This window comes from Kitasatospora sp. NPDC098663 (genome assembly GCF_044760075.1).
GTDB lineage: Bacteria > Actinomycetota > Actinomycetes > Streptomycetales > Streptomycetaceae > Kitasatospora.
Genome location: NZ_JBIWAP010000031.1, coordinates 84,524 through 102,994, shown reverse-complemented (window position 1 = coordinate 102,994; position 18,471 = coordinate 84,524). Strand labels below are relative to the sequence as shown.

Below are 18,471 nucleotides of genomic sequence, written 5' to 3'. Positions count from 1 at the left end.
CTCGGCACCGCTCTCAATCACCACTTGATCACGAACGCCACGTCAATTGTGCACCCGGCAGCCGAAGCCACTTCTCGGCACCTACCCCACCCTGCCCACCTGCTGTGACTCAGCATGCTACTCGTCGCCGACAGAGCTGCTCAACGTGCGGTTCTCCGACCCGCCTCCTCCAGCGCCCGCCGGTACGGGCCGGCGTCGTCCAGGACCAGAACCCGCAAGGTCGTCCCGACGCGGGACCACACCACCGCCCGGGGCCGGCCGAGGGTCGCCGTGTGCGCGCTCGGGTCATCGGACCACAGCAGGAGGCCGATCGGATCCGGCAGGTCGTCCGCGTCGAACGCGCAGACCGGCAGACCCTCGCCCACGGTGCGGGCCAGCCAGGTCATGTCGTCGTTGACGAAGTACAACTCCGCACTGCGGACAGCCGACTGCACCAGGCGAGGGTCAGTGAACCCGTGCATCAGAACAGGTCCAGTGCCGCGATCGGCGCGCGGCACGTTCTCGTCCGCCCAGCGGACCAGGTCCTGGCGCAGCTCGGGAACGTCGCAGGCGCGTAGATGGGTCGTGGCCGTGGTTCAACCTAAAGGCTCGTCAGCGGGTCCGGCGACGCTCTCGGGCCATCGACCACATCTGGCCGTGATCGACTGAATCCGATCAGGCGACGAGGCCCGCTGGTGCATCGGCGAGGAGCAGGCACAAGCACCTTGGAAGCCCCAGAGATCACAGGCGGTGACGACTCAGCGCCCGCGTTCGCAAGCTACCGCGCTCCGAACTCGCAAACCAGCTTGCTCCGCCAGACCCCTGACCAGCGCCACCCTCCCAGCCGCTCGCAAACTAGCGCGCTCCATCACACCGTGTGAGGTAGCGGCGAGGCGGTCGCCGACGCTGGTGGCGGCCCCGACCGAACCCAGGCCACGCACGCCACCGTCCACGCCTACCTGGCCGCCGGCCACAGCCGACGAGCCATCGCCCGCCAGCTCGGCATGACCTGTCGGACCGTCAAACGGTACGCCGACGCCACGACCCCGGACGAGCTGTTCCAGGGCCAGTAGCAAGGCAGGCCCAGCAAGCTCGACGAGTTCAAGCCCTACCTCGACCAGCGATGGTCCGACGGCTGCCTCCCGTTCCAGCCGTTCGTTGCGTTCCTTGCGGCAGGACCAGCGGGGGCCGATGCTGAGGTTCTACTCGATGCGGCGGGGCTGCGGGGGCTGGCCGGGTTGTGCGGGGCTGGTGGGGCGACAGACCGGTCGGGACGACTCGTCAGGCGGTGACCTGGTCGGATGCCGGTTTGTCGCCGGTGTGCGTGGGGCGCTGCGACACACGGGGTTTCTCGCTGCCTCGGTGCCTCGAAGTGATCGGATCGGGGTATCTACTGTGGTTTGTCATGATTTCCCGTCAAGTGTCCCTGCTGTGTGCCTTGTCGCGGGGCCGGACGCTTCGTTGTGAGGAGAGGTGAACCTGCGGATGAGCACTCGTACTTGTGGACAGGGCGATCTGCCGTGGTACCGGGTCAGGCGTCAGCGGCCGGTGGCTGTGTTCAACCTGGTCGGCGGGATCGCGTCCGGCCCGGTTGGCTCGGGTGGGCGAGGTGGGGAGCGCGGCGCGGCAGTGGTATCGGTGGGGGGTGCGCTGCTGTCGGGTATGGCGCTGCTGGTGGCCACGGCTGCGCCGGCGGGTGCCGCGCCGGTGGAGGCCGCGCCGGTGCGGGCGCAGCGGGCTGATCCGTCGCAGACCTTCACCTTCACCGGCGCTCAGCAGACCTTGACGGTTCCGGCGGCGGCGGTGGTGACGATCACTGCGGACGGCGCCGGCGGTGGCGACAACACCGGCACTGCCTGTTCCGTCACGGGGACGGGCGGGAGGGGCGCGCGGGTGGTGACCACTTTGCCGCAGACCACCGCCCCGACGACCTTCACCGTCAACGTCGGCGGTGCCGGCGGCAAGGGCTGCAACGGCACCGGGACGGGGGGCGCCGGCGGCTTCAACGGCGGTGCCCCGGGCGGGAGTTACCCGGCCATCGGCTTTCGGGACGAAGGCCCGGGTGGGGGCGGGGCGTCCAGCATCAGCGTGGGCGGCTCCCTGCTGGTGGTCGCCGGGGGCGGCGGTGCCGCCGGCGGCACCGGAGCGGGCTCTGCCGGGGGCAACGGGGGCAACGGCGGAACATCGGATGCCACCGGCGGCACCGCGGGAGGCGCCTTCGCCCCCGCCTCGCCCGGGCAGGGCGGGGGCGGGGGCAGCACCACCGCCAGTACCGTGGGCGCCGGCGGGGCCGCCGGCACCGTCCCGTTCTGCACCGTCACGAAAGGCGGGCCCGGCAACGCGTTCTCCGGTGCCGCGGTCGGCACCGGAGGAGCCGGGGGCAGCATCGGCGGCGGTTGCGCCCTGGCCATCACCGGTGCCGGCGGGGGCGGGGGCGGCGGCTACTTCGCCGGCGGAGGCGGCGGCAGCGCCGCCGTCAACAACGAAGGCACCTCGGGGGGCGGAGGCGGGGGCGGTGGGGGCAGCAGTTTCGCGACCCCGACCGGTACCGGCACCAGCTACAGCCCCTCCACCATCGGGACGGCGAACAACAACGGCCAGGTGACCATCTCCTACACAGTCCCGTCCTTGACCATCACCAAGACCCACACCGGTCACTTCACCCAGGGACGGGACGGCACCTACACCATCACGGTCGGCAACGCCGCCGGGGCCGCCCCGACCGACGGCACGACGGTTACCGTGTACGACACCCTTCCCGACGGACTCAGCGCCGACAGCATCGGCGGCACGGGCTGGAACTGCACCCTGATCAACCTCACCTGCACCCGCAACGACGCACTTGCCGCCGGGAGCAGCTACCCGCCCATCACCCTGAAGGCCGACGTCGACTGCTGGGCCCGCCCCGAGGTGACGAACACCGCCACCGCGATCGGCGGCGGTGACCCCGCCGGCCACATCGCCTCCGACCTCACCACGATCAAGCGCCACGAGCACGACGAGAAGTGCGAGCGCCAGGACCACTGGTAACCCGACCGACCTGCGCGTAACGGCGGGGCCGTCCACGAGGACGGCTCCGCCGTTGCCGTTTGCGAGCCCTCCGGGCGGCGGCTGCCCCCCCCCCCCCCCCCCGCCCGAGCGGGGGTGGCCCCCATCCGCGCCCGAGCCGAACAGCAGCAAGCCCTCAGCTGACCGTTCTCGGGCCTTCCTCAGCTAGTCAGGCCGAACGACGACCGCCATCAGAGGGCCAGGGAAGGCCCTTGCATCAAACCCGACAGCGGGACTCACTCAGATGACTGTCGATCGCAGCCAACAGGTCCTGAGCCGCTGCTCTCACCACGGGGTCACTGTCGTGGGTGAGCCGGTCCGCTGTCGGCCGGCCGCTCAGCACGGCCTGGTGAGCGTCCAACTGCACGTTCGGCTGCGGCGGGTTGCCGTGCTCGAGGATCGCCTGCAGCAACTCGACCACCCCGGCCCGGGACTTCACGCTCTCGGCGACCGCAAGGTCCCACAGAAAGGGAACAGCAGCAACAGTCGCATCGAAGACTGCCAGCTCACCGATCCACAGAGCAAGATCACTCAGGGCCGCCTCACTCGCCCGGGAATCCCCCCACGCGATCCGCGACAGCACGCCGGGAACATCTGCCGCCGACCCGTAGGCATGCTTCAACTCGTGCCAACGAACACGGCCCACGCCCTCGAGAATCGTCCCCACCCAAGCACTCCAGTCCGATCGTCAGACCCATCGCCCGATCGGACCCATTCCACCCCACAGGCCGCAACGACCGCGAGTCCGGGCCGACACGTTGCATAGGTGCTCTCGAAACCCAGCGACACTTCGCCGGCAGCAGATCAACACCTGCTGCCCAAACTCAGGCTCTGGCTCAACTCCCGTGGACTGCACACGCTGAGTGACGGGTGACTGTGCCTCACGCTGCCCTGGAAACCGATTGGCCGGCCACTGCCGAGCTGCGATGATGCCTCCGTTTCCCAGACGGAGGACATTTGTTCGTTTTCGTGTGTGCGGGGTGCGGCGCTGAGCTGACCACTTCGCTGTCCCAGGTCGCCCTGCCGGCCCACGCCCATCAGATGTACGGAAACGGGATCCAGCTCCCGGTGCTCATGGAATCAGGCACCTTCGCCGTGGACTCGGAGCCATGGGGGCCGCCATGGCGAACGTGGGAAGAGATCCATCCGGACGAGGCTGCCGCCCGCGCTGTCTACGCGCCGGTCCACGCCCTGTCCGACGGCCCGCCCGGCGCGATCGTCATCGCACCAGGCGACGCCCGCGGAACCGTGCTGATCCCGGGGAATCGCACAGGCGGCTACTGCTGCGGCCTTGACGGGGCCGACGGCCCCAACGTGGCCTGCGCGGAATGTGCCCTGCCCGTGGCGAGCCGGATCGACGACTGCTCGCTCTGGCAGGCGATGTGGCTCGCCCCGAACGCCGTACGCCGCCTTCCCGTCGACAGCGCCGACGCGGCACCGCTTTCCTGGGCGGAGCTGATGGCGGAAGGGAAGGGCACACCCCCGTTCGAGCCGATCGCCACATGGCAGTCGCGAATGAGGCCGGGCCACTGGTCGAACCACCGGTGGTCGTGGAGCCCACAGTGGGAGGCGGCGGCCGGCCAGGCGCTCGCCCACCTGCTCGTGGCATCGGAAGGCCGGCCAGTGACCGTCCCGGACGGCCTGGCCGGGAAGGTGTTCCAACGAACGCTCAACGCCCTGCTGCCCGAGGGCCCGCCGGCGCGGCGCGCCGTCCTGGCCGGACCAGGACGACCAACTCCCGGCGGGAACGCCGACATCCTCCTCGTACCGTCCCATCCGCAGACGGGGGAGGCCTGGGCCCCAGCCAACACGGCGGCGTACCCGGTACCGCTGCCGTTCGGAGTGTGGCTACAGATGGCCTCCCCCAAGCCGGACCTGCCCGTTCCCATATCGGGCAACCTGCCCAAGAGCGCCCTCCGCGACGACTTCGACTCACCCCCGCTGCTCACCGGTCGCCTGTTCCGGGTGGATCCGGGAGTGTTCCAGCACACCCTGGTTCGGCTGCCGGCCGTCCGCAGCCCGCGGCTGCGCGAGATCCTCGACGGCCTCACGCAGCACAATCGCGCGGGCTTCTTCTAGCCCGCGCCCCGGTCACTGGCCGGCCGGGCCAGGCCGAGTCGAGCCGTGGCCGAGGGCGCGGTCCAGGTAGGGGCTGGCGAACAGGCTGGGAGCCCATTCGTCACTCAGCGTGTTCCCTCCACGGAAGTCGAGCCAGAACCCGTTCCGGTGAACATCGTGCGGGTGGTCAGCGCCACTGGTAGGACGCGCCAGTCATCGCCGGGAGCAGCAGCGGGCCGCCTGCGGCGGTGTCGGGCCGGACGGCCGGCGCGCGGTCCGGGTCGTCCTGCTCGACTGCGGCGACGGCCGCCGCCAGGTGGTCGGGAAAGTGTGCGACGTAGACCAGGTGCCGGCGCCGGAACGGCTCGGTCAGCGGAAGTTCACGGGCGAACGCGGAGAACACCGGCGAAGCCGCCGACGACCCCGTCTGCCCGAACGCGGGAAGCGGTCCCATCGTGGACCTGTCTAGGACGGTGTTTCTCGGCCCCGGGGTGACGGCTGCAAGTGGCCCCACCGAGGAACGGTTTAAGTTGGCCCCACCTGGCGGCCGGCAAGTCCGACGAGGAGATCGCCCGTACCCTGCACCAGGCGCGCCGCGATCTCGGGGTGAAGTACAAGGATGCGACCCCGGAGGAGCGGCGCGAGGCGATCTGCGCCCGCAACCTGGCGAAGTACGAGGACAAGCTCGGGCCGAGCGTCGACTGGCTGCGGGCACACGACAAGTCGTGGGAGGACATCATCGAAAGCGCGACACGGACCGGTGGCAAGGACCTCGGTCTGGGGAAGAGGTAGTGGTGCTCATCGCTTCCTTCGACACCTATCGGCTGGTCGCCGACTTCGACCCGGCGACTGGGGAGCTGAGTTCTGAGCGTGCTGTCGAACCCGGACAGGAAACCCACGGTCACTACGGTGAACTGGCCGGAAGCACCGTGGTGTTCTACCGGGACGCCGACGGGCTCCACCTGCGGGTGGGAGACCGTGAGTGCCGGATCGACTCCCCGGCACTGGTCCGGCACCGGATCCAGGAGCCCGAATGCGTCCTGGAGATCGATCAGGTCGCTGAACTGCACTATCCGGTGCCGTCGGAATGGTACGGGCTGGAGAACGACTTGACCCCGTTCGTCGAAGCCGAGCACTTCGACTTCGGTCTCTTCATCGCCAACGTGGTGGAGAGCGAAGTCCGAACAGGTCGGATCTACCGCCAGGAGTAGTCCTGGAGCAGTCACGACCGTGGCTCGCCGCGCTCACAGGGATGGCTCCGTCCTGGACCCGGACAGCGGCGTGATCCACGCGTCGGCCCCGCGCTCGCGGGGGTCAGCCGCCGCCGGCGACCTGGCCATCGACCTGTTCGGCGGTCCTGGTCACGCGGCACCGGTGAGGGCATCGGAGGGCGGAGCGGGGCAGCGCCGACGCGAAGCGCTTTGTCGTGGAGGGCGCGGCGTTCGGCGAGGGCCTGGCTGCTGGCGGCGGTCTCCTCCTGGAGAGCGCGCAGTGGTGGCCGGCGCTCACGTCGTCGCGGGTGCGGACCGGGGCCTCGGGCTGCTCGGCGGCCTGGTGGTGCTCGGCCTGCGGGCCAGGGCCGGTGGTGGTGAGGGCGCGAGGTGCCAGGACCCGCAGGTCGCGCACGACGGTCCGGCTGGCCTTGCCGTTGATCCGGGCGACCAGCTGGCGCTCGAGCAGGCGAGGCCGGGTGGCGTAGGTCGGGGAGGCGGGCTGGAGGTCGAGGAAGCCGGTGCGCGGGTTGTAGCGGACCGGGGTGACCTTGCCGATCAGCTCGCGATGGCGGCCCACTGGTCGAGGATGCCGCCGCCAGCGGTGGGCGTGTCCCAGGCCCGTTCGGCGACCAGCTCGGGCAGGGCGTCGCCGAAGGAGACGGGGTCGCGGCCGGTGCGCAGGGTGGTGCGGCGGGCGGGGCGGGCGGTGGGCCGTGGCGGGGGGGGGATGTGTGCGTGAGGGCCCGTGGTGGCGGTGGGGGTGTGGCTATTGCGTGGCGGTGGCGATCACGGTCCATGCCTTGGCCGAGGTGTCGTCAAGCTGCAGGTCGAAGGTGAAGGCGATCGGCCTGCGCTTGTGCGCGTCACCGCGCAGTACCTGTTCGGTGCGGCGGTCGACTTCGTAGTAGACGCCCAGCGCGTCGACCGCGACGCGGAAGACGACCGGGTCGTGTGAGACCAGCGAGCGCACCGTGACCGACGTGACGGTGGCCTCGCGCAGGACGGTCCGGCGGGCTGTGCGGACGGGGGTGAAGTCGAGGCTGCCGTCGTTCATGACCCACTCCTCGAGGAACCGCTCGACGGCGACCTCGAGAACTGCTCTGTCGAAGCGGCCGTCGAGGACGCTCAGATCGCCGGCGGCGGTGTCGGCGTCCGTGCTCCACGAGATGTTGGTGAGGGAGAGGATGTCGCTCGCCCCGGTGACCGTGCTCTTCTGCGCGACCTCGAGCACCGCGTCCCGGGCGACTTCCTTCTGGTCCCAGCCGTCGGTCTCGATGGCGCTGCTCAGGTGGTGCGCTCCCTCGGCGGCCTGCTCGAGTGAGGACACGATCCACTCGCCGACCGCGTTCTTGCGCAGTGTCCAGTACTCGACCGGGCGCGTCGAGTCGTCCTTGCGCACGGCCTGCCGGCCGTCGCCGCGGTGTACGTAGTCGCGGAGCGTCGCGGTGATCCGGAAGGTGACGGTGTCGTTCACCTCACCCGCCCGGTTGGCGACGTCGACCAGCTCGACCACCGGACCGTCGACGATCTCCACGACGTTGACCTCGCCACGCGACTCGTAGTCGCGCAGTTCCTCGGCCCACTTGCCGTACAGCACCGGGGACAGGATCTGCTGCAGCGTGGCGTGATCGTGTCCGGTCCAGGCCCGCTGGGCCGTCTTGTACAGCCACACGGCGCGGTGCTCGAGCGCCGCGCGGTCGAAGGTCGCATCGGTGTCGGCGATGGCATCGACCCGGGCCGAGACCCGGGCGGCGCGCTCGCGCGCCCGCGCGTCCGCGCGGTGTGCCGTGCGGTCCGAGACCGTGTTCAGGTCGCCTGCCAGCGCCGCCTTGCGGCGCCGGGACCTGAGCCACAGGATCAGCAGGACCACGGCCACGATCACCAGCACGGCGACGAGCCCACTGCCACCGGCTCCGAAACCGGTCCCGAAGCCGACTCCGGGGCCGCCGAAACCGCCGCCAGTCGACCCGTGGAAGCCGCCACCGCTATGGCCGCCCCCGCCCCCACCGCCCCCGAACCCGTGACCGCCGCCCCCACCGCGGGCATAGGCGACCGTCGGGCTGCTCAGCGCGACGGCTCCCGCGACCACACATATCCACTGGCGGACGCGCACCGGGCCTCCCTCCAAGAACCGCAGATCTTCCAGGCAAGCGTACAAGTTCGGGGGTGTGCGGGAAGCTTCGAGACCAACGGGCCGCCTTGGCAGGGGGCGGCGGCGGGCCCGCCGGGGCAGGCGTGCGCTGCGGGGCCGCTGGTGAAGAAGGCGTGAGGCGCCATGCCGTGCAGTCCTCGCGCCACCACCCGGCCGGCCTTGCCGTTACGAGCGGGCGGGTGTTGTCAGGTGCGGGTGGCGAAGGCGATCTCGTACGGCATCTGGGTCGCCATCGCGAGGACGCCGTCGAGCAGCGCGGCCCACGGGGCGTCGCAGCCCTCGATCGCGGCGACGGACAGCTGGGAGGCGGCCGCAGTCGGCAGGTCGAGCCTTTCGTCGATCATGTCGTCGGTGAGGATCTCGTAGGCCGTTTCGATGCCGTCCAGCAGGCGTTGGCGTTGCTCGTTCGCTCGGGCGAGCGCGTCGGCGTCGCGGGCACCCAGTAGGCGGTCGACCGGAATCCTCAGCAGCGCCTCCAGCTCGGCCAGGGTTGGTTCCTCACACAGCCGCTTGAGGCTCTCCCGGTCCAGCGGGGGCTTCCCGGTGACCACGCGGTCCAGCACGGTGATGCCCAGGGCCGCGCCTGCGCTGGCGTAGCGCCACAGCAGCGTCTCGACTCCCCGCCCGTACTGGAACGCGTGGTGGTAGAGCCCGCTCAGCGCCTGCGCGTGGGAGTCGAACGATGCCCCGTCGAGCCTGCGTTCGGCGCTGTCGCCGAGCGAGCGGGCCCGGCGCTCGACCGCGATCGCGGAATGCCATTCGTGTGTGAGGTCGCCGACTGCCTCGTTGAGCGTGGCAAGGGCCTCCAGCTCCGTCTTGCTCAGCACGCTGAGCTGATCCTTGCTCGGAAACTCGGACATGAACTCCCCCTGCTCTTGCGACGGCGGGAGGGCGGCATCGACGGCCCGCGTCCTCCTGGTGAACTGCCGGTCCAGGACCGGCCCGGCCGAGGTGGCGTCCGGCCCGCCGGACGGGCCCCGGCGATCGGTCATGAAGCCCGGTGCGCCGGCTCTTCGGCTCGTGCGGGGAGTCCTCTCGAACCATGGCCCACAGACCCGCGCGGCTGACCTGCAGCTCGTTGAGCCGGCACCCGCCGGACTGCATGCTCTCCAGGTCACCGGCGACCTGGACGGAGGCGAGCATGTGGTTGGCGCCGTCGTACGCGGACATCGAGTGCCTCACGAACACCACGTCCCCGCCGGCCCTCACCACCACCGCAAGGTAGGGATCCACGCGGTCCGCCCCCGCTCGCTCCCCCGCCTCGACGGACCACGCCGCGGCGCGCAGCTGGCGCTGGCGCGCAGCCGGGTCGCTCGCACCGGCCGCTTCGTCGAGTTCGGCGACCGCGTCGAACAGGTCCTGCCGGCCCCGGTCCTCCGCGACCCTGACGGCAAACTCCCCGACCACCGCGGCCAGCCGCCCGATCTTGGACACGTCCTCCGGCCGCACGTCCTGCTCGGCCCACTTTCGGGCGAGGGCCGCGAACTCGTCCAGGTGGAGGGCGTCTTCGAGCCTGGTCGTCTTCCAAGGAATGGGTGGACGGCAAGAAGCGGATCGAAGCGCTGCCTGAGCCGTATCGGATCGCCATTGAAGAGGTACAGCCCTTCCAGGGGGGCGGAAAAGAAGAAGCTGACCTATTGCTGCTGCTTCGGGACCTCGATAACAGCGACAAGCATCACTTGCAGATGAAGCCGACTCTGGATCCGGCGGCTGCCAGTCATCAGTCAACGGTCGAATTCGAGACAGAAGAAGATGCCAAAATCTCCGTTCCGCCTAAAATGGAGGCATTTACCCCGGAATGGATAGACGGCGCACTGCTTCTTCGCAATATTACCAAGAAGAGGATCGCCCGAGTATCTGGCAACTTCTCGATGGAAGCCGTGGTGCAAGCCGATCTAGGAAAAGGCCGCCAGGCGCCTGCATTTAAGATCCTCGAAATGCTCTACATCAATACGCGAATGGTCGTGGATCACGTTACGCGAGCCGGATAGAAGTCCGATACCTCGCGTGGATAGACCTGGCCGGGGCATGAACTCGTTTTCTCGCTCCGTACATGGGGTGCCGTTAACGATCGTGTCAGGAGCCGCAAACGGGCTCCTGGCTACTCGGCGGCCGTGATGCGGGTGGTGTAGGGGTCTCGCCGGTAAAGCTGCTGGATTGAACGTTAAGGCCATCGCACCGCCGAAGCGGCTTAGTGATCTTCAAGAAGCCAAGCACCGAACATTAGCCAGACACACCGTCGGACTGCTCAACATAAGACGCACGAAGGCCGCGTCTTCGGGTCAGTCGGGTGTAGCCACGGCCCTGCGATGCAGCACGAGGTATCCGTCCCCGGCCGAGACCTCCTCATAGGTGGACGCAAGGCGGCGGGTGAGCGCGGGTACCCATGACGGGTCTCCATACGTGGAGGTCTGTTCGTCGAGCACCACCCAGTCCGGTGTGAGGGGATGCCCGGCAGAGTCGGTGAATTCAGGGGTGAGCAGGTAGCCCGTGGTGCGGTCGACGAGGTGCGGGAGCAGGTAGGTGTCGGCGGCGACGGTGGCGCCGTCCGGGATCACGGCCAGCGCCGAGTGCGTGGCGCGGCAGCGCGGACAGTCTTCTTGGCGGGAGAGGACGGTGGCGAGCGGTCCGCAGGCCAGAGCAGCAGCCGTCATCCAGGCGATCAGTGTCCAGACCACGGGCTCGGCTCGGGGGCGGTGCCGTAGCGCGTCGACAAGGGCGGCGAAGAGGACCACCTCGATGAGCAGGTTGTAGTGGAAGCCGGGTCCCCAGTACGCCGGGTTGGTGTTCGCGGCTCGCACGAGGATGGGGATCAGGGCGGCCCAGATCAGTGGAGAACGCGCTCCGATGATTCCTGCGCCCGCCAGCAGGAGAACAACGGTCCGCGACGCGGTGCCGTCGGTGACCAGGCTGGTGCCGAGACTGTGGGCACAAGCCGTGAGGAACGTCCATGGGTCCTCGGCCTTCGGCGCGTAGGTGTAGCGATGCCAGTAGCTCAGGGACGGGATGACGATTGTAAGGACTACCGCGAGGCCGGCCACTGCCCAGGCCGCCAGCGCGGCGGCCAGCACACGGCGGCCTCGTACGACCAGGGCCAGGGCGACTCCCAGCATGATGAAGGCGGAATCCTCCTTGACCAACAGGAGCCCGGCCGTGAGGGCGGCGCACAGACGCCATCGGCCGAGCAGGTAGGCCCGAAGGACGAGCGCCAGCAGGGGCGCGGCAAAGGCGACTTCGTGGAAGTCGAAGTCCACGGCGTTCTGGACGCCGACCGACGTTCCGAACGCGGCACCGGCCGACAGTCCTCGCCACTGGCCGAGCGTGACCGTCGCGATGTCGGCGACGATGACGACAGCCGCCGCGACGAGCAGCGCCTGGAGGCAGAGCAGGACCCGGATGTCGGGGCAGATGCGGTAGAGCGGGGCCGCAAGGGCGATGACGGGGTCGAAATGATCACCGAAGGCCAGGAAGCCGGGGGCTTTGAGATCGACTACCGGGACCTGGCCCGCGGCGAGGTGTTTGACGGCCTGCCCGAAGATGGCGAGGTCCACGCCGGAGCCGAAGCGGTCGTACCGACGCAGTGACAGTGTCAGGTAGACCAGCAGGAAGGCGCTGCCCAGGGCAGTCGCCGCCCATCGCCGGTGACGGGGCGGGTATGGGGGCCGGGCGGGGGCTGCGGCAGGGCGCGGGCGGGTGAGCGGTGTTCGAGTGGTCACCCCGGGCAGGCTGGTCGCGCGGCTTGTTCAGAGCGTCACCGCCGTGTATGCGCGCGGTCGTGGCTCCGTATGGGCTTCCCGTGGCTCGGGCCGACCACGGGAACCGGCCTGTCACCGTTTCGGTACGGTCAGCGTGAACACGGCACCCGGCTCGTTGGCGAGGGTCAGCGTGGCGTGGTGCAGCTGCGCGTTCTCCCGGGCGATCGCCAGTCCGAGCCCGTTGCCGGCGCTGCCCGGGCCGCCGTGGCCGGAAGCGCGCGCTGGATCAGCCCGTACGAAGCGATCGAAGACCTGTTCGTGCAGTTCCGCGGGTACCCCGGGCCCGGAGTCGGCGACCCGGACGACAACGCCGCGTTCCACCCCGCGGACCGTCACCTCTACTGGTGCGGCACCGTGACGCAGCGCGTTGGACACCAGGTTGGTGATGACGGTGTGCATACGGCGCGGATCGATGTCGGCGCTGGTGTCGCCCTCGGTTCGGACGGTCACCGAATCGGGTGATTCGCTGTGGGCGACGACGTCGGCGACCAGGTCGGCGAGATCGACCGGCTGCAGGGCCACGGTGGCCTCGCCCGCATCGATGCGCGAGATCTCCAGCAGGTCCTCGGTCAGCGTGGCCAGCCGCCGCAGCTGAGGGGCGATCAGCGTCGCGGCTCTGTCCCTGGTGGCGGGGCGCTCCAGCGCGGTCGCAGCCGCCAGGAGCGAGGCGGTTGGTGTACGCAGCTCATGACTCACGTCCGCGACGAACTGCCGCTGGCGCGCCTGGTGCCGGGTGAGTTGGTCAATCGTCTCGGCCAAGCGGTCGGCCATCTGATTGAACGAGGAACTCAGATCGGAGAGTTCATCACGGCCGGACACCGGCAGACGGACCGTCAGGTCTCCGGCGCCGAGTGCGCGTGCGGCCGCGCTGGCGGCAGTGACGGGCCGTTGGACCCGGCCGGCAACGAGCCACGCGAGCTGAGCGCCGAGCACCACCGTGGCCGCGGAGACCAAAAGGAGACTGCGCAGATCGGCGCTCGCCTCATCGTCAACCGGCTGGAGCGAGTGGTACTCGACTGCTACGACGGGAGCGCCGGGGTACCGGTCGCTCACTCCCTGGCTGCCCACGATGGCCCCGACGACCAGCCAGGGCTTGCCCGCGGGGTGCACGAGAGCAAGGTGCCGCTCGTCCAGCAGCGGCGGGTGGTCGCCGGTCTTCAGGAACGCCGTAAGGGGGGTGGAAGAGATCTGCGCGTCGCTCGCGTCAGACGCGCTGGTGGCCTTGAGGCCGGGCCAGGTGTTCGGATCCTGGTCGGGACCCGGCGGCTCGTTCGGGTCGGGGACCGTGTACCCGGTGCCGTTCGGGTTCGGCTTCATGGCGTACACCACGTACGTGTTGAACTTTCGCACTGCGAGCGCTTCGTGGGCGCTGAGCAGGGCGGTCGGCTTGACCTGGGCCCGGACAGAGTTGGCCGCCGAGGTGAAGTCCGACAGCGCGCTGGACAGTACCCGGGCGCGGAAGTCCTGCTCGGCGCGCTCTCGCAGAGCGCGGTAGCTGAGCATGGAAAGGAGCACCGAAGGCAGCAGCAGCGCGAGCAGCACGGTGACGGTGATGCGGCCGCGCAGTCCGAGGCGGCCAGTCACGGCAGGTCCAGCCGATAGCCGACCCCGCGCACGGTGGCGATCAACGAGGGCCTGGCCGGGTCGTCCTCGGTCTTCGCCCGCAGACGCCAGACGCACGCATCAACGATGCGCGAGTCGCCGAGATACCCGTAGTCCCAGACCCGGTCCAGAAGCACCTGCCGGGTCAGGACCTGCCCGGGGTGGAGCACGAATTCCAGCAGCAGACGCAGCTCGGTCGGGGTCAGTTCCACCGGCGCACCGTGCTTGGTGACGGTCATCGCGCGGGTGTCCACGCGAACCGACCCCAGGTCCACGACGCTCGCCTCGCCGTCCGGTCCGGCGGTCGGAGTCACTCGCCGAAGCACCGCCTTGATCCGGGCGTCGAGCACCCGCGGCTCCACCGGCTTGGCGACGTAGTCGTCCGCCCCGCACTCCAGGCCGGCGACGATGTCGATCGGCTCCGAGCGCGCCGTGAGCATGATGACCGGGGTCTGGCTGAGCCGCCGGATCCCCCGGCAGACCTCGAACCCGTCCATCTGCGGCATCATCACGTCCAACACCACGCACTCGACGTCTCGGCCGGCCGCCAGCCTCTCCAGCGCTACAGGACCGTTCGGTGCGCCGAGGACCTCGTGCCCCAGGCCCGACAGCGCCAGATCCAGAGCCTCGCGGAGCCCGTCGTCGTCCTCGACGAGCAGTACGCGCGCCATCCCCACCCCTCTTCGCTCGGTAACCACCCGCGCAGCGTGCTCGTGAAGTATGTGCAGCTCATATGGGCTCTGTCACCGTTGGGCAACACCCAGGGACGCGGCTGTGATGCGGGTCGTGTAGACCCGGTGGGCCTTTCGCTCGGCCGGGCTGGCTGTCTCGGCGGCGAGGGTGGCGCTCTGCTGCAGCGCGGCGTAATGCAGTTTGAGCGGGCCGGTGAGGCGGACCGAGTGGCCTTGGCCGCGGCGGATGGTTCGGCTGGAGGCGAGTGCCTGGCGGACGGCCTCGTCACCGGCGGCGTGCAGCTGGTCGGCGAGTAGGCCGGGCAGGTGGAGCGTCACGTCCGGGTTCGGCTCCGGCGTGGGCTGCGGCTCGCCGGGTTCGGCGCCGTCGGCCTGCAGCTCGGGGATTTCGGGGAGTTCGCGGGCGCTGGCGGCGTCCAGGACGCGGCGGATGGTCTTCGGGTCGACCTGGTGCTGCCGGGCGAGGGCTTTGATAGCGGTGCCCTGGTGGTACGCCGCGACGGCGGCTGCAGCCTGGTCCTCGTCCAGCGCGGCGGGGCGGCCGAGGGTCTTGCCGGCGGCTTCGGCTGCGGCGACGCCCTCGCGGGTGTTCTCCGAGATCATGTCGCGCTGGAACTCCAGGACGCCGGCGAGCATGGTGACGAACAGTTTGGTCTGCGGGTCGTCGGCGGCCAGGTCGAAGCCGGACCACGCGCCGGTGGCGATGTGCAGGTGCAGGCCGCGCCGTTGGAGGGCTTCCCGGATCTGGATGACGTCCTTGGTCGAGCGGAACAGCCGGGCGGCATCCGCGATTCGGATGGCGTCGCCGACCGCCGCCTCGTCGAGCAGCCGGCGGAACCCCGTCCGGTTGATCGCGTAGACGCGGGAGGAGGTGGCCGGGTCCTCGTACGTCGGCGCGCCGGACTTGAGCAGACTGTCCAGAGCATGGAGTTGGCGGGCATTAGTCTGCTTGTCGGTGGAATGCCGCAGATACAAACGGTCTGTCATATTCTATCCCTCTTCATCCCTTTCCGGCGCTCCGAAATGCGACTTTAGGGGGGCTGAATGGGGAGGCGCAATTGTGGGATGGAGCGGATTGGATCTATGCCCTAAATGCTCTGTTATGTCCGTCTCTCGTCAATGGATCGGCAGGCGGGGGCGTAAACAATCGATTCCGCCCCCAGTCTTCATTCGATCACAGCGGACCTCGTGGGGTGCCGCACTGTCGAGCTGGCGTTCTCGGTGGCAGCGAGGGAGGCGAGCAGGCGCAGGCCTTCTTCGGAGGGGGAGCCGGGTTCGGCGGTGTAGATGGTCATGTGGAGTCCGGGTTCGGCGGCCAGGTCGAGGGATTCGTAGGCGAGGGTGAGGTCGCCGACGGCGGGGTGGTGGAAGCGTTTGGTGCCGGTGCCGTGGCGGCGGACGTCGTGGGCGCCCCAGCGGGTGCGGAAGTCGGTGCTGCGGGTGGAGAGTTCGCCGATGAGGTCGTGCAGGTCCTTGTCGTGGGGGTCGCGGCCGGCCTCGCGGCGCAGGATGGCGACCGCCATGTCGGCGAACAGTTCCCAGTCGGGGTAGAAGCGGCGGGAGGCCGGGTCGAGGAAGTTGAAGCGGGCCAGGTTGTGCTGGTTGTCCGGGTTGGCGAACAGGTCAGTGTAGAAGGCGCGGGCGAGCGGGTTGGCGGCCAGGACATCCATGCGGCCGTTGGCCACGACCGCGGGGCCGGCGGTGATCGCGTCGAGGGTCCACTGAAGGCTGCGGTGCGGGGTCCACTGCCGTGTGGTGGTGCGGCGGCGGGGGCGGGTGAGGGCGTCGGAGCCGTCGGCGGCCTGCGCGAGGTGCAGGAGGTGGGCGCGTTCGGCATCGTCGAGCCGCAGGGCGCGGGCGACGGCTTCGAGGACGGCCGGGGAGGCGCCCGCCAGATTGCCGCGTTCGAGCTTGGCGTAGTACTCGACGCTCATGTCGGCCAGCGCGGCGACCTCGCTCCTGCGCAGTCCTGGCACACGCCGCCTCGGCCCCGCGGGCAGGCTGGCCTGCTCCGGGTTGATCTTCGCTCGCCGCGAGGCGAGGAACTCGCGGACCTCCTCGCGGTTGTCCACGTCTTCGACGGTACGGCTTGCCGACCGCGGGAGGGATGTACAGGCAGTACACCCTTCGCTGGTACCTCGCTCGCCGGCGGAAGGCGCGGTTCCCTGGAAGGGAGCCCCTTGGACGGCACCGCCCCGGGCTTCCCCTTCCGTTCGATGTAAGGACCTTCCCATGCGCGGAGCAGTGATCCACGCCCCCGGCGACGTGCGCTTCGAGACCCTGGACGACCCGAAGATCCTCAAGCCCACCGATGCGATCATCCGCACGGCCGTCACCTGCGTCTGCGGCTCCGACCTGTGGCCCTGGCGCGGTCTGGACGCGACCGAGCACGCCCACCCGATGGGGCACGAGTACGTCGGGTTCGTCGAGGAGGTCGGCAGCGAGGTGACCGGACTGCGGCCCGGCCAGTTCGTCGTCGGCTCGTTCGCGACCTCCGACAACACCTGCCCGAACTGCGTGAACGGCTTCCAGTCGAACTGCCTTCACCGCGAGTTCATGTCCACCTGCCAGGCCGAGTACGTCCGCATCCCGAACGCCGCCGGCACCCTGGTCGCCACCGACGGCGTGCCGGACGAACGCTTCTGGCCCGGCCTGCTGGCGAACTCGGACGTCATGGGCACCGGCTGGTGGGCCGCCGACGCCGCCGAGGTCCGCCCCGGCTCCACCGCGGTGGTCGTCGGTGACGGCGCGGTCGGCCTGTGCGCGGTGATCGCCGCGAAGGAGATGGGCGCCGAGCGGATCATCGCCATGTCGCGGCATGCCCCCCGGCAGCAGCTCGCCGTCGAATTCGGCGCCACCGACATCGTCACCGAGCGCGGCGAGGACGGCGTCGCCCGGATCAAGGAGCTGACCGACGGCATCGGCGCCGACAGCGTCCTGGAGTGCGTCGGCACCGCCCAGGCCATGCACCAGGCCCTGCACTCCGCGCGCCCCGGCGGCACCGTCGGCTTCGTCGGCGTCCCCCACGAGGTCGCGATCGACGGCCAGGAGCTGTTCTTCTCCCACGTCGGCCTGCGCGGCGGCCCCGCCCCCGTGCGCCGCTACCTGCCCGACCTGATCGAGCGCGTCCTGACCGGCCGCATCGACCCTGGCAAGGTCTTCGACCTCACCCTGCCCCTGGAACAGGTCGCCGAGGGCTACCGCGCAATGGACGAGCGCCGCGCCGTCAAAGCCCTCCTCAAGCCCTGACCGCATCACGGAAGGAAACCGCCGTGCAGATCACCCGCAGTTCCACCGACACCGCAAAGGGCCCGGCCGACTGGTTCACCGGCGACGTCCACATCGACGCCGTCGCCGCCGCGCCCGCACCGTCCCGGGTCACCGCCAACCTGGTGCACTTCATGCCCGGCGCCCGCACCCACTGGCACCGCCACCCCCTCGGCCAGACCGTCTTCGTCACCGAAGGCATCGGCCTGTGCCAGCGCCGCGGTGGACCCGTCGAGGTCATCCGCCCCGGCGACCGCGTCCTGTTCGAAGCCGGCGAGGAGCACTGGCACGGCGCCGCACCGAACCGCCTGATGGTCCACCTCGCCATCAACGAAGGCGACGCCGACCACGATGTCGTCCACTGGCTCACCCCCGTCACCGACGAGGAATACGCCGCCACACCCGTCACCGGCTGAACCCGGCCCCTCCCCCCCCGGTCAAGGAACACCCACATGCGCGTCAACGCGTTCGCCGCCCCCGCCGCCGGCCAGCCCCTGGCCCCCACCACCATCGAACGCCGAGACATCGGCCCGAACGACATCCTCATCACCATCCAGTACGCCGGCATCTGCCACTCCGACATCCACACCGTCCGGGGCGAGTGGGGCCCCCAGCCCTTCCCCGTCGTCCCCGGCCACGAGATCGTCGGCACCGTCACCGAGGTCGGCGCCAACGTCACCGGCCACCGGGTCGGCGACCGCGTC

At 70.0% G+C, this 18,471-nt stretch carries 19 protein-coding genes; 8 read left to right on the top strand and 11 right to left on the bottom strand.

The genetic code is table 11. From position 1 onward, the window contains the following. Positions 1-140: 140 nt before the first annotated feature. Entirely contained in the window at positions 141-434 is a 294-nt protein-coding gene (locus ACIQVZ_RS29295) for a hypothetical protein (protein WP_402454012.1), read from the bottom strand. A gap of 1,207 nt (positions 435-1,641) precedes the next feature. Between ACIQVZ_RS29295 and ACIQVZ_RS29290 the strand changes: the two genes are divergently transcribed. Next, positions 1,642-3,009, top strand: coding sequence for a hypothetical protein (locus tag ACIQVZ_RS29290; protein ID WP_402454010.1), 1,368 nt, complete (start codon positions 1,642-1,644; stop codon positions 3,007-3,009). Between the two features lie 235 nt (positions 3,010-3,244). Here ACIQVZ_RS29290 and ACIQVZ_RS29285 read toward each other — a convergent pair whose 3' ends face one another. Next, positions 3,245-3,694, bottom strand: a complete 450-nt coding sequence (locus tag ACIQVZ_RS29285; RefSeq protein ID WP_402454008.1) for a hypothetical protein — start codon at positions 3,692-3,694, stop codon at positions 3,245-3,247. A 290-nt stretch (positions 3,695-3,984) separates the two neighbouring features. On the opposite strand from ACIQVZ_RS29285, the gene ACIQVZ_RS29280 reads away from it, so the two are divergent. Beyond that, a complete protein-coding gene (locus ACIQVZ_RS29280; RefSeq protein ID WP_402454006.1) occupies positions 3,985-5,106 on the top strand; it encodes a hypothetical protein in 1,122 nt (373 codons plus the stop codon). 166 nt (positions 5,107-5,272) lie between these two features. On the opposite strand, the gene ACIQVZ_RS29275 is transcribed toward ACIQVZ_RS29280, so the two are convergent. Next, the gene (locus ACIQVZ_RS29275; protein WP_402454004.1) at positions 5,273-5,539 is read right to left on the bottom strand and encodes a hypothetical protein; all 267 of its coding nucleotides are present in this window, start codon (positions 5,537-5,539) and stop codon (positions 5,273-5,275) included. A 152-nt stretch (positions 5,540-5,691) separates the two neighbouring features. Here ACIQVZ_RS29275 and ACIQVZ_RS29270 point away from each other — a divergent pair, with 152 nt between their 5' ends. Together ACIQVZ_RS29270 and ACIQVZ_RS29265 are read left to right on the top strand one after the other, a co-directional pair. Then, positions 5,692-5,877, top strand: a complete 186-nt coding sequence (locus tag ACIQVZ_RS29270; protein ID WP_402454002.1) for a hypothetical protein — start codon at positions 5,692-5,694, stop codon at positions 5,875-5,877. A 2-nt stretch (positions 5,878-5,879) separates the two neighbouring features. Continuing rightward, a complete protein-coding gene (locus tag ACIQVZ_RS29265) occupies positions 5,880-6,296 on the top strand; it encodes a hypothetical protein (RefSeq protein ID WP_402454001.1) in 417 nt (138 codons plus the stop codon). 103 nt (positions 6,297-6,399) lie between these two features. Here ACIQVZ_RS29265 and ACIQVZ_RS29260 read toward each other — a convergent pair whose 3' ends face one another. The 3 genes from ACIQVZ_RS29260 to ACIQVZ_RS29250 form a co-directional block, all read right to left on the bottom strand. Then, positions 6,400-6,876: a hypothetical protein gene (locus ACIQVZ_RS29260; RefSeq protein WP_402453998.1), complete on the bottom strand. Its 477-nt coding sequence runs from the start codon at positions 6,874-6,876 to the stop codon at positions 6,400-6,402. Between the two features lie 189 nt (positions 6,877-7,065). Further along, on the bottom strand, positions 7,066-8,187 hold the full coding sequence (locus tag ACIQVZ_RS29255) for a Tim44-like domain-containing protein (RefSeq protein ID WP_402453995.1): 1,122 nt from the start codon (positions 8,185-8,187) through the stop codon (positions 7,066-7,068). Between the two features lie 449 nt (positions 8,188-8,636). Next, positions 8,637-9,443, bottom strand: coding sequence for a hypothetical protein (locus tag ACIQVZ_RS29250; protein WP_402453992.1), 807 nt, complete (start codon positions 9,441-9,443; stop codon positions 8,637-8,639). Positions 9,444-9,986: 543 nt separating this feature from the next. Here ACIQVZ_RS29250 and ACIQVZ_RS29245 point away from each other — a divergent pair. Beyond that, a complete protein-coding gene (locus tag ACIQVZ_RS29245; protein ID WP_402453989.1) occupies positions 9,987-10,442 on the top strand; it encodes a hypothetical protein in 456 nt (151 codons plus the stop codon). Positions 10,443-10,733: 291 nt separating this feature from the next. Here the strand turns inward: ACIQVZ_RS29245 and ACIQVZ_RS29240 are convergent, their stop codons facing one another. The 5 genes from ACIQVZ_RS29240 to ACIQVZ_RS29220 all read right to left on the bottom strand — a co-directional run bounded on the left by ACIQVZ_RS29240 (position 10,734) and on the right by ACIQVZ_RS29220 (position 16,572). Further along, positions 10,734-12,002, bottom strand: a complete 1,269-nt coding sequence (locus tag ACIQVZ_RS29240) for a DUF2079 domain-containing protein (protein ID WP_402453988.1) — start codon at positions 12,000-12,002, stop codon at positions 10,734-10,736. Positions 12,003-12,278: 276 nt separating this feature from the next. Further along, on the bottom strand, positions 12,279-13,790 hold the full coding sequence (locus ACIQVZ_RS29235) for an ATP-binding protein (protein ID WP_402453986.1): 1,512 nt from the start codon (positions 13,788-13,790) through the stop codon (positions 12,279-12,281). After that, positions 13,787-14,479: a response regulator gene (locus ACIQVZ_RS29230; RefSeq protein ID WP_402453983.1), complete on the bottom strand. Its 693-nt coding sequence runs from the start codon at positions 14,477-14,479 to the stop codon at positions 13,787-13,789. Before ACIQVZ_RS29230 ends, ACIQVZ_RS29235 begins: the two co-directional genes overlap by 4 nt. Before the next feature lie 72 nt (positions 14,480-14,551). After that, complete coding sequence (locus ACIQVZ_RS29225) at positions 14,552-15,487, bottom strand: recombinase family protein (RefSeq protein ID WP_402453981.1); 936 nt, start codon at positions 15,485-15,487, stop codon at positions 14,552-14,554. Positions 15,488-15,666: 179 nt separating this feature from the next. Beyond that, positions 15,667-16,572 carry a helix-turn-helix transcriptional regulator gene (locus tag ACIQVZ_RS29220; RefSeq protein ID WP_402453979.1) on the bottom strand — a complete coding sequence of 302 codons (906 nt, stop codon included), beginning with the start codon at positions 16,570-16,572 and terminating at the stop codon, positions 15,667-15,669. A 160-nt stretch (positions 16,573-16,732) separates the two neighbouring features. On the opposite strand from ACIQVZ_RS29220, the gene ACIQVZ_RS29215 reads away from it, so the two are divergent. The 3 genes from ACIQVZ_RS29215 to ACIQVZ_RS29205 all read left to right on the top strand — a co-directional run. Beyond that, a complete protein-coding gene (locus ACIQVZ_RS29215; RefSeq protein WP_402453977.1) occupies positions 16,733-17,749 on the top strand; it encodes a zinc-dependent alcohol dehydrogenase family protein in 1,017 nt (338 codons plus the stop codon). Positions 17,750-17,772: 23 nt separating this feature from the next. Next, on the top strand, positions 17,773-18,183 hold the full coding sequence (locus tag ACIQVZ_RS29210) for a cupin domain-containing protein (protein ID WP_402453975.1): 411 nt from the start codon (positions 17,773-17,775) through the stop codon (positions 18,181-18,183). A 36-nt stretch (positions 18,184-18,219) separates the two neighbouring features. Continuing rightward, a partial coding sequence (locus ACIQVZ_RS29205) for an alcohol dehydrogenase catalytic domain-containing protein (RefSeq protein ID WP_402453972.1) occupies positions 18,220-18,471 on the top strand: 252 nt, incomplete at its 3' end.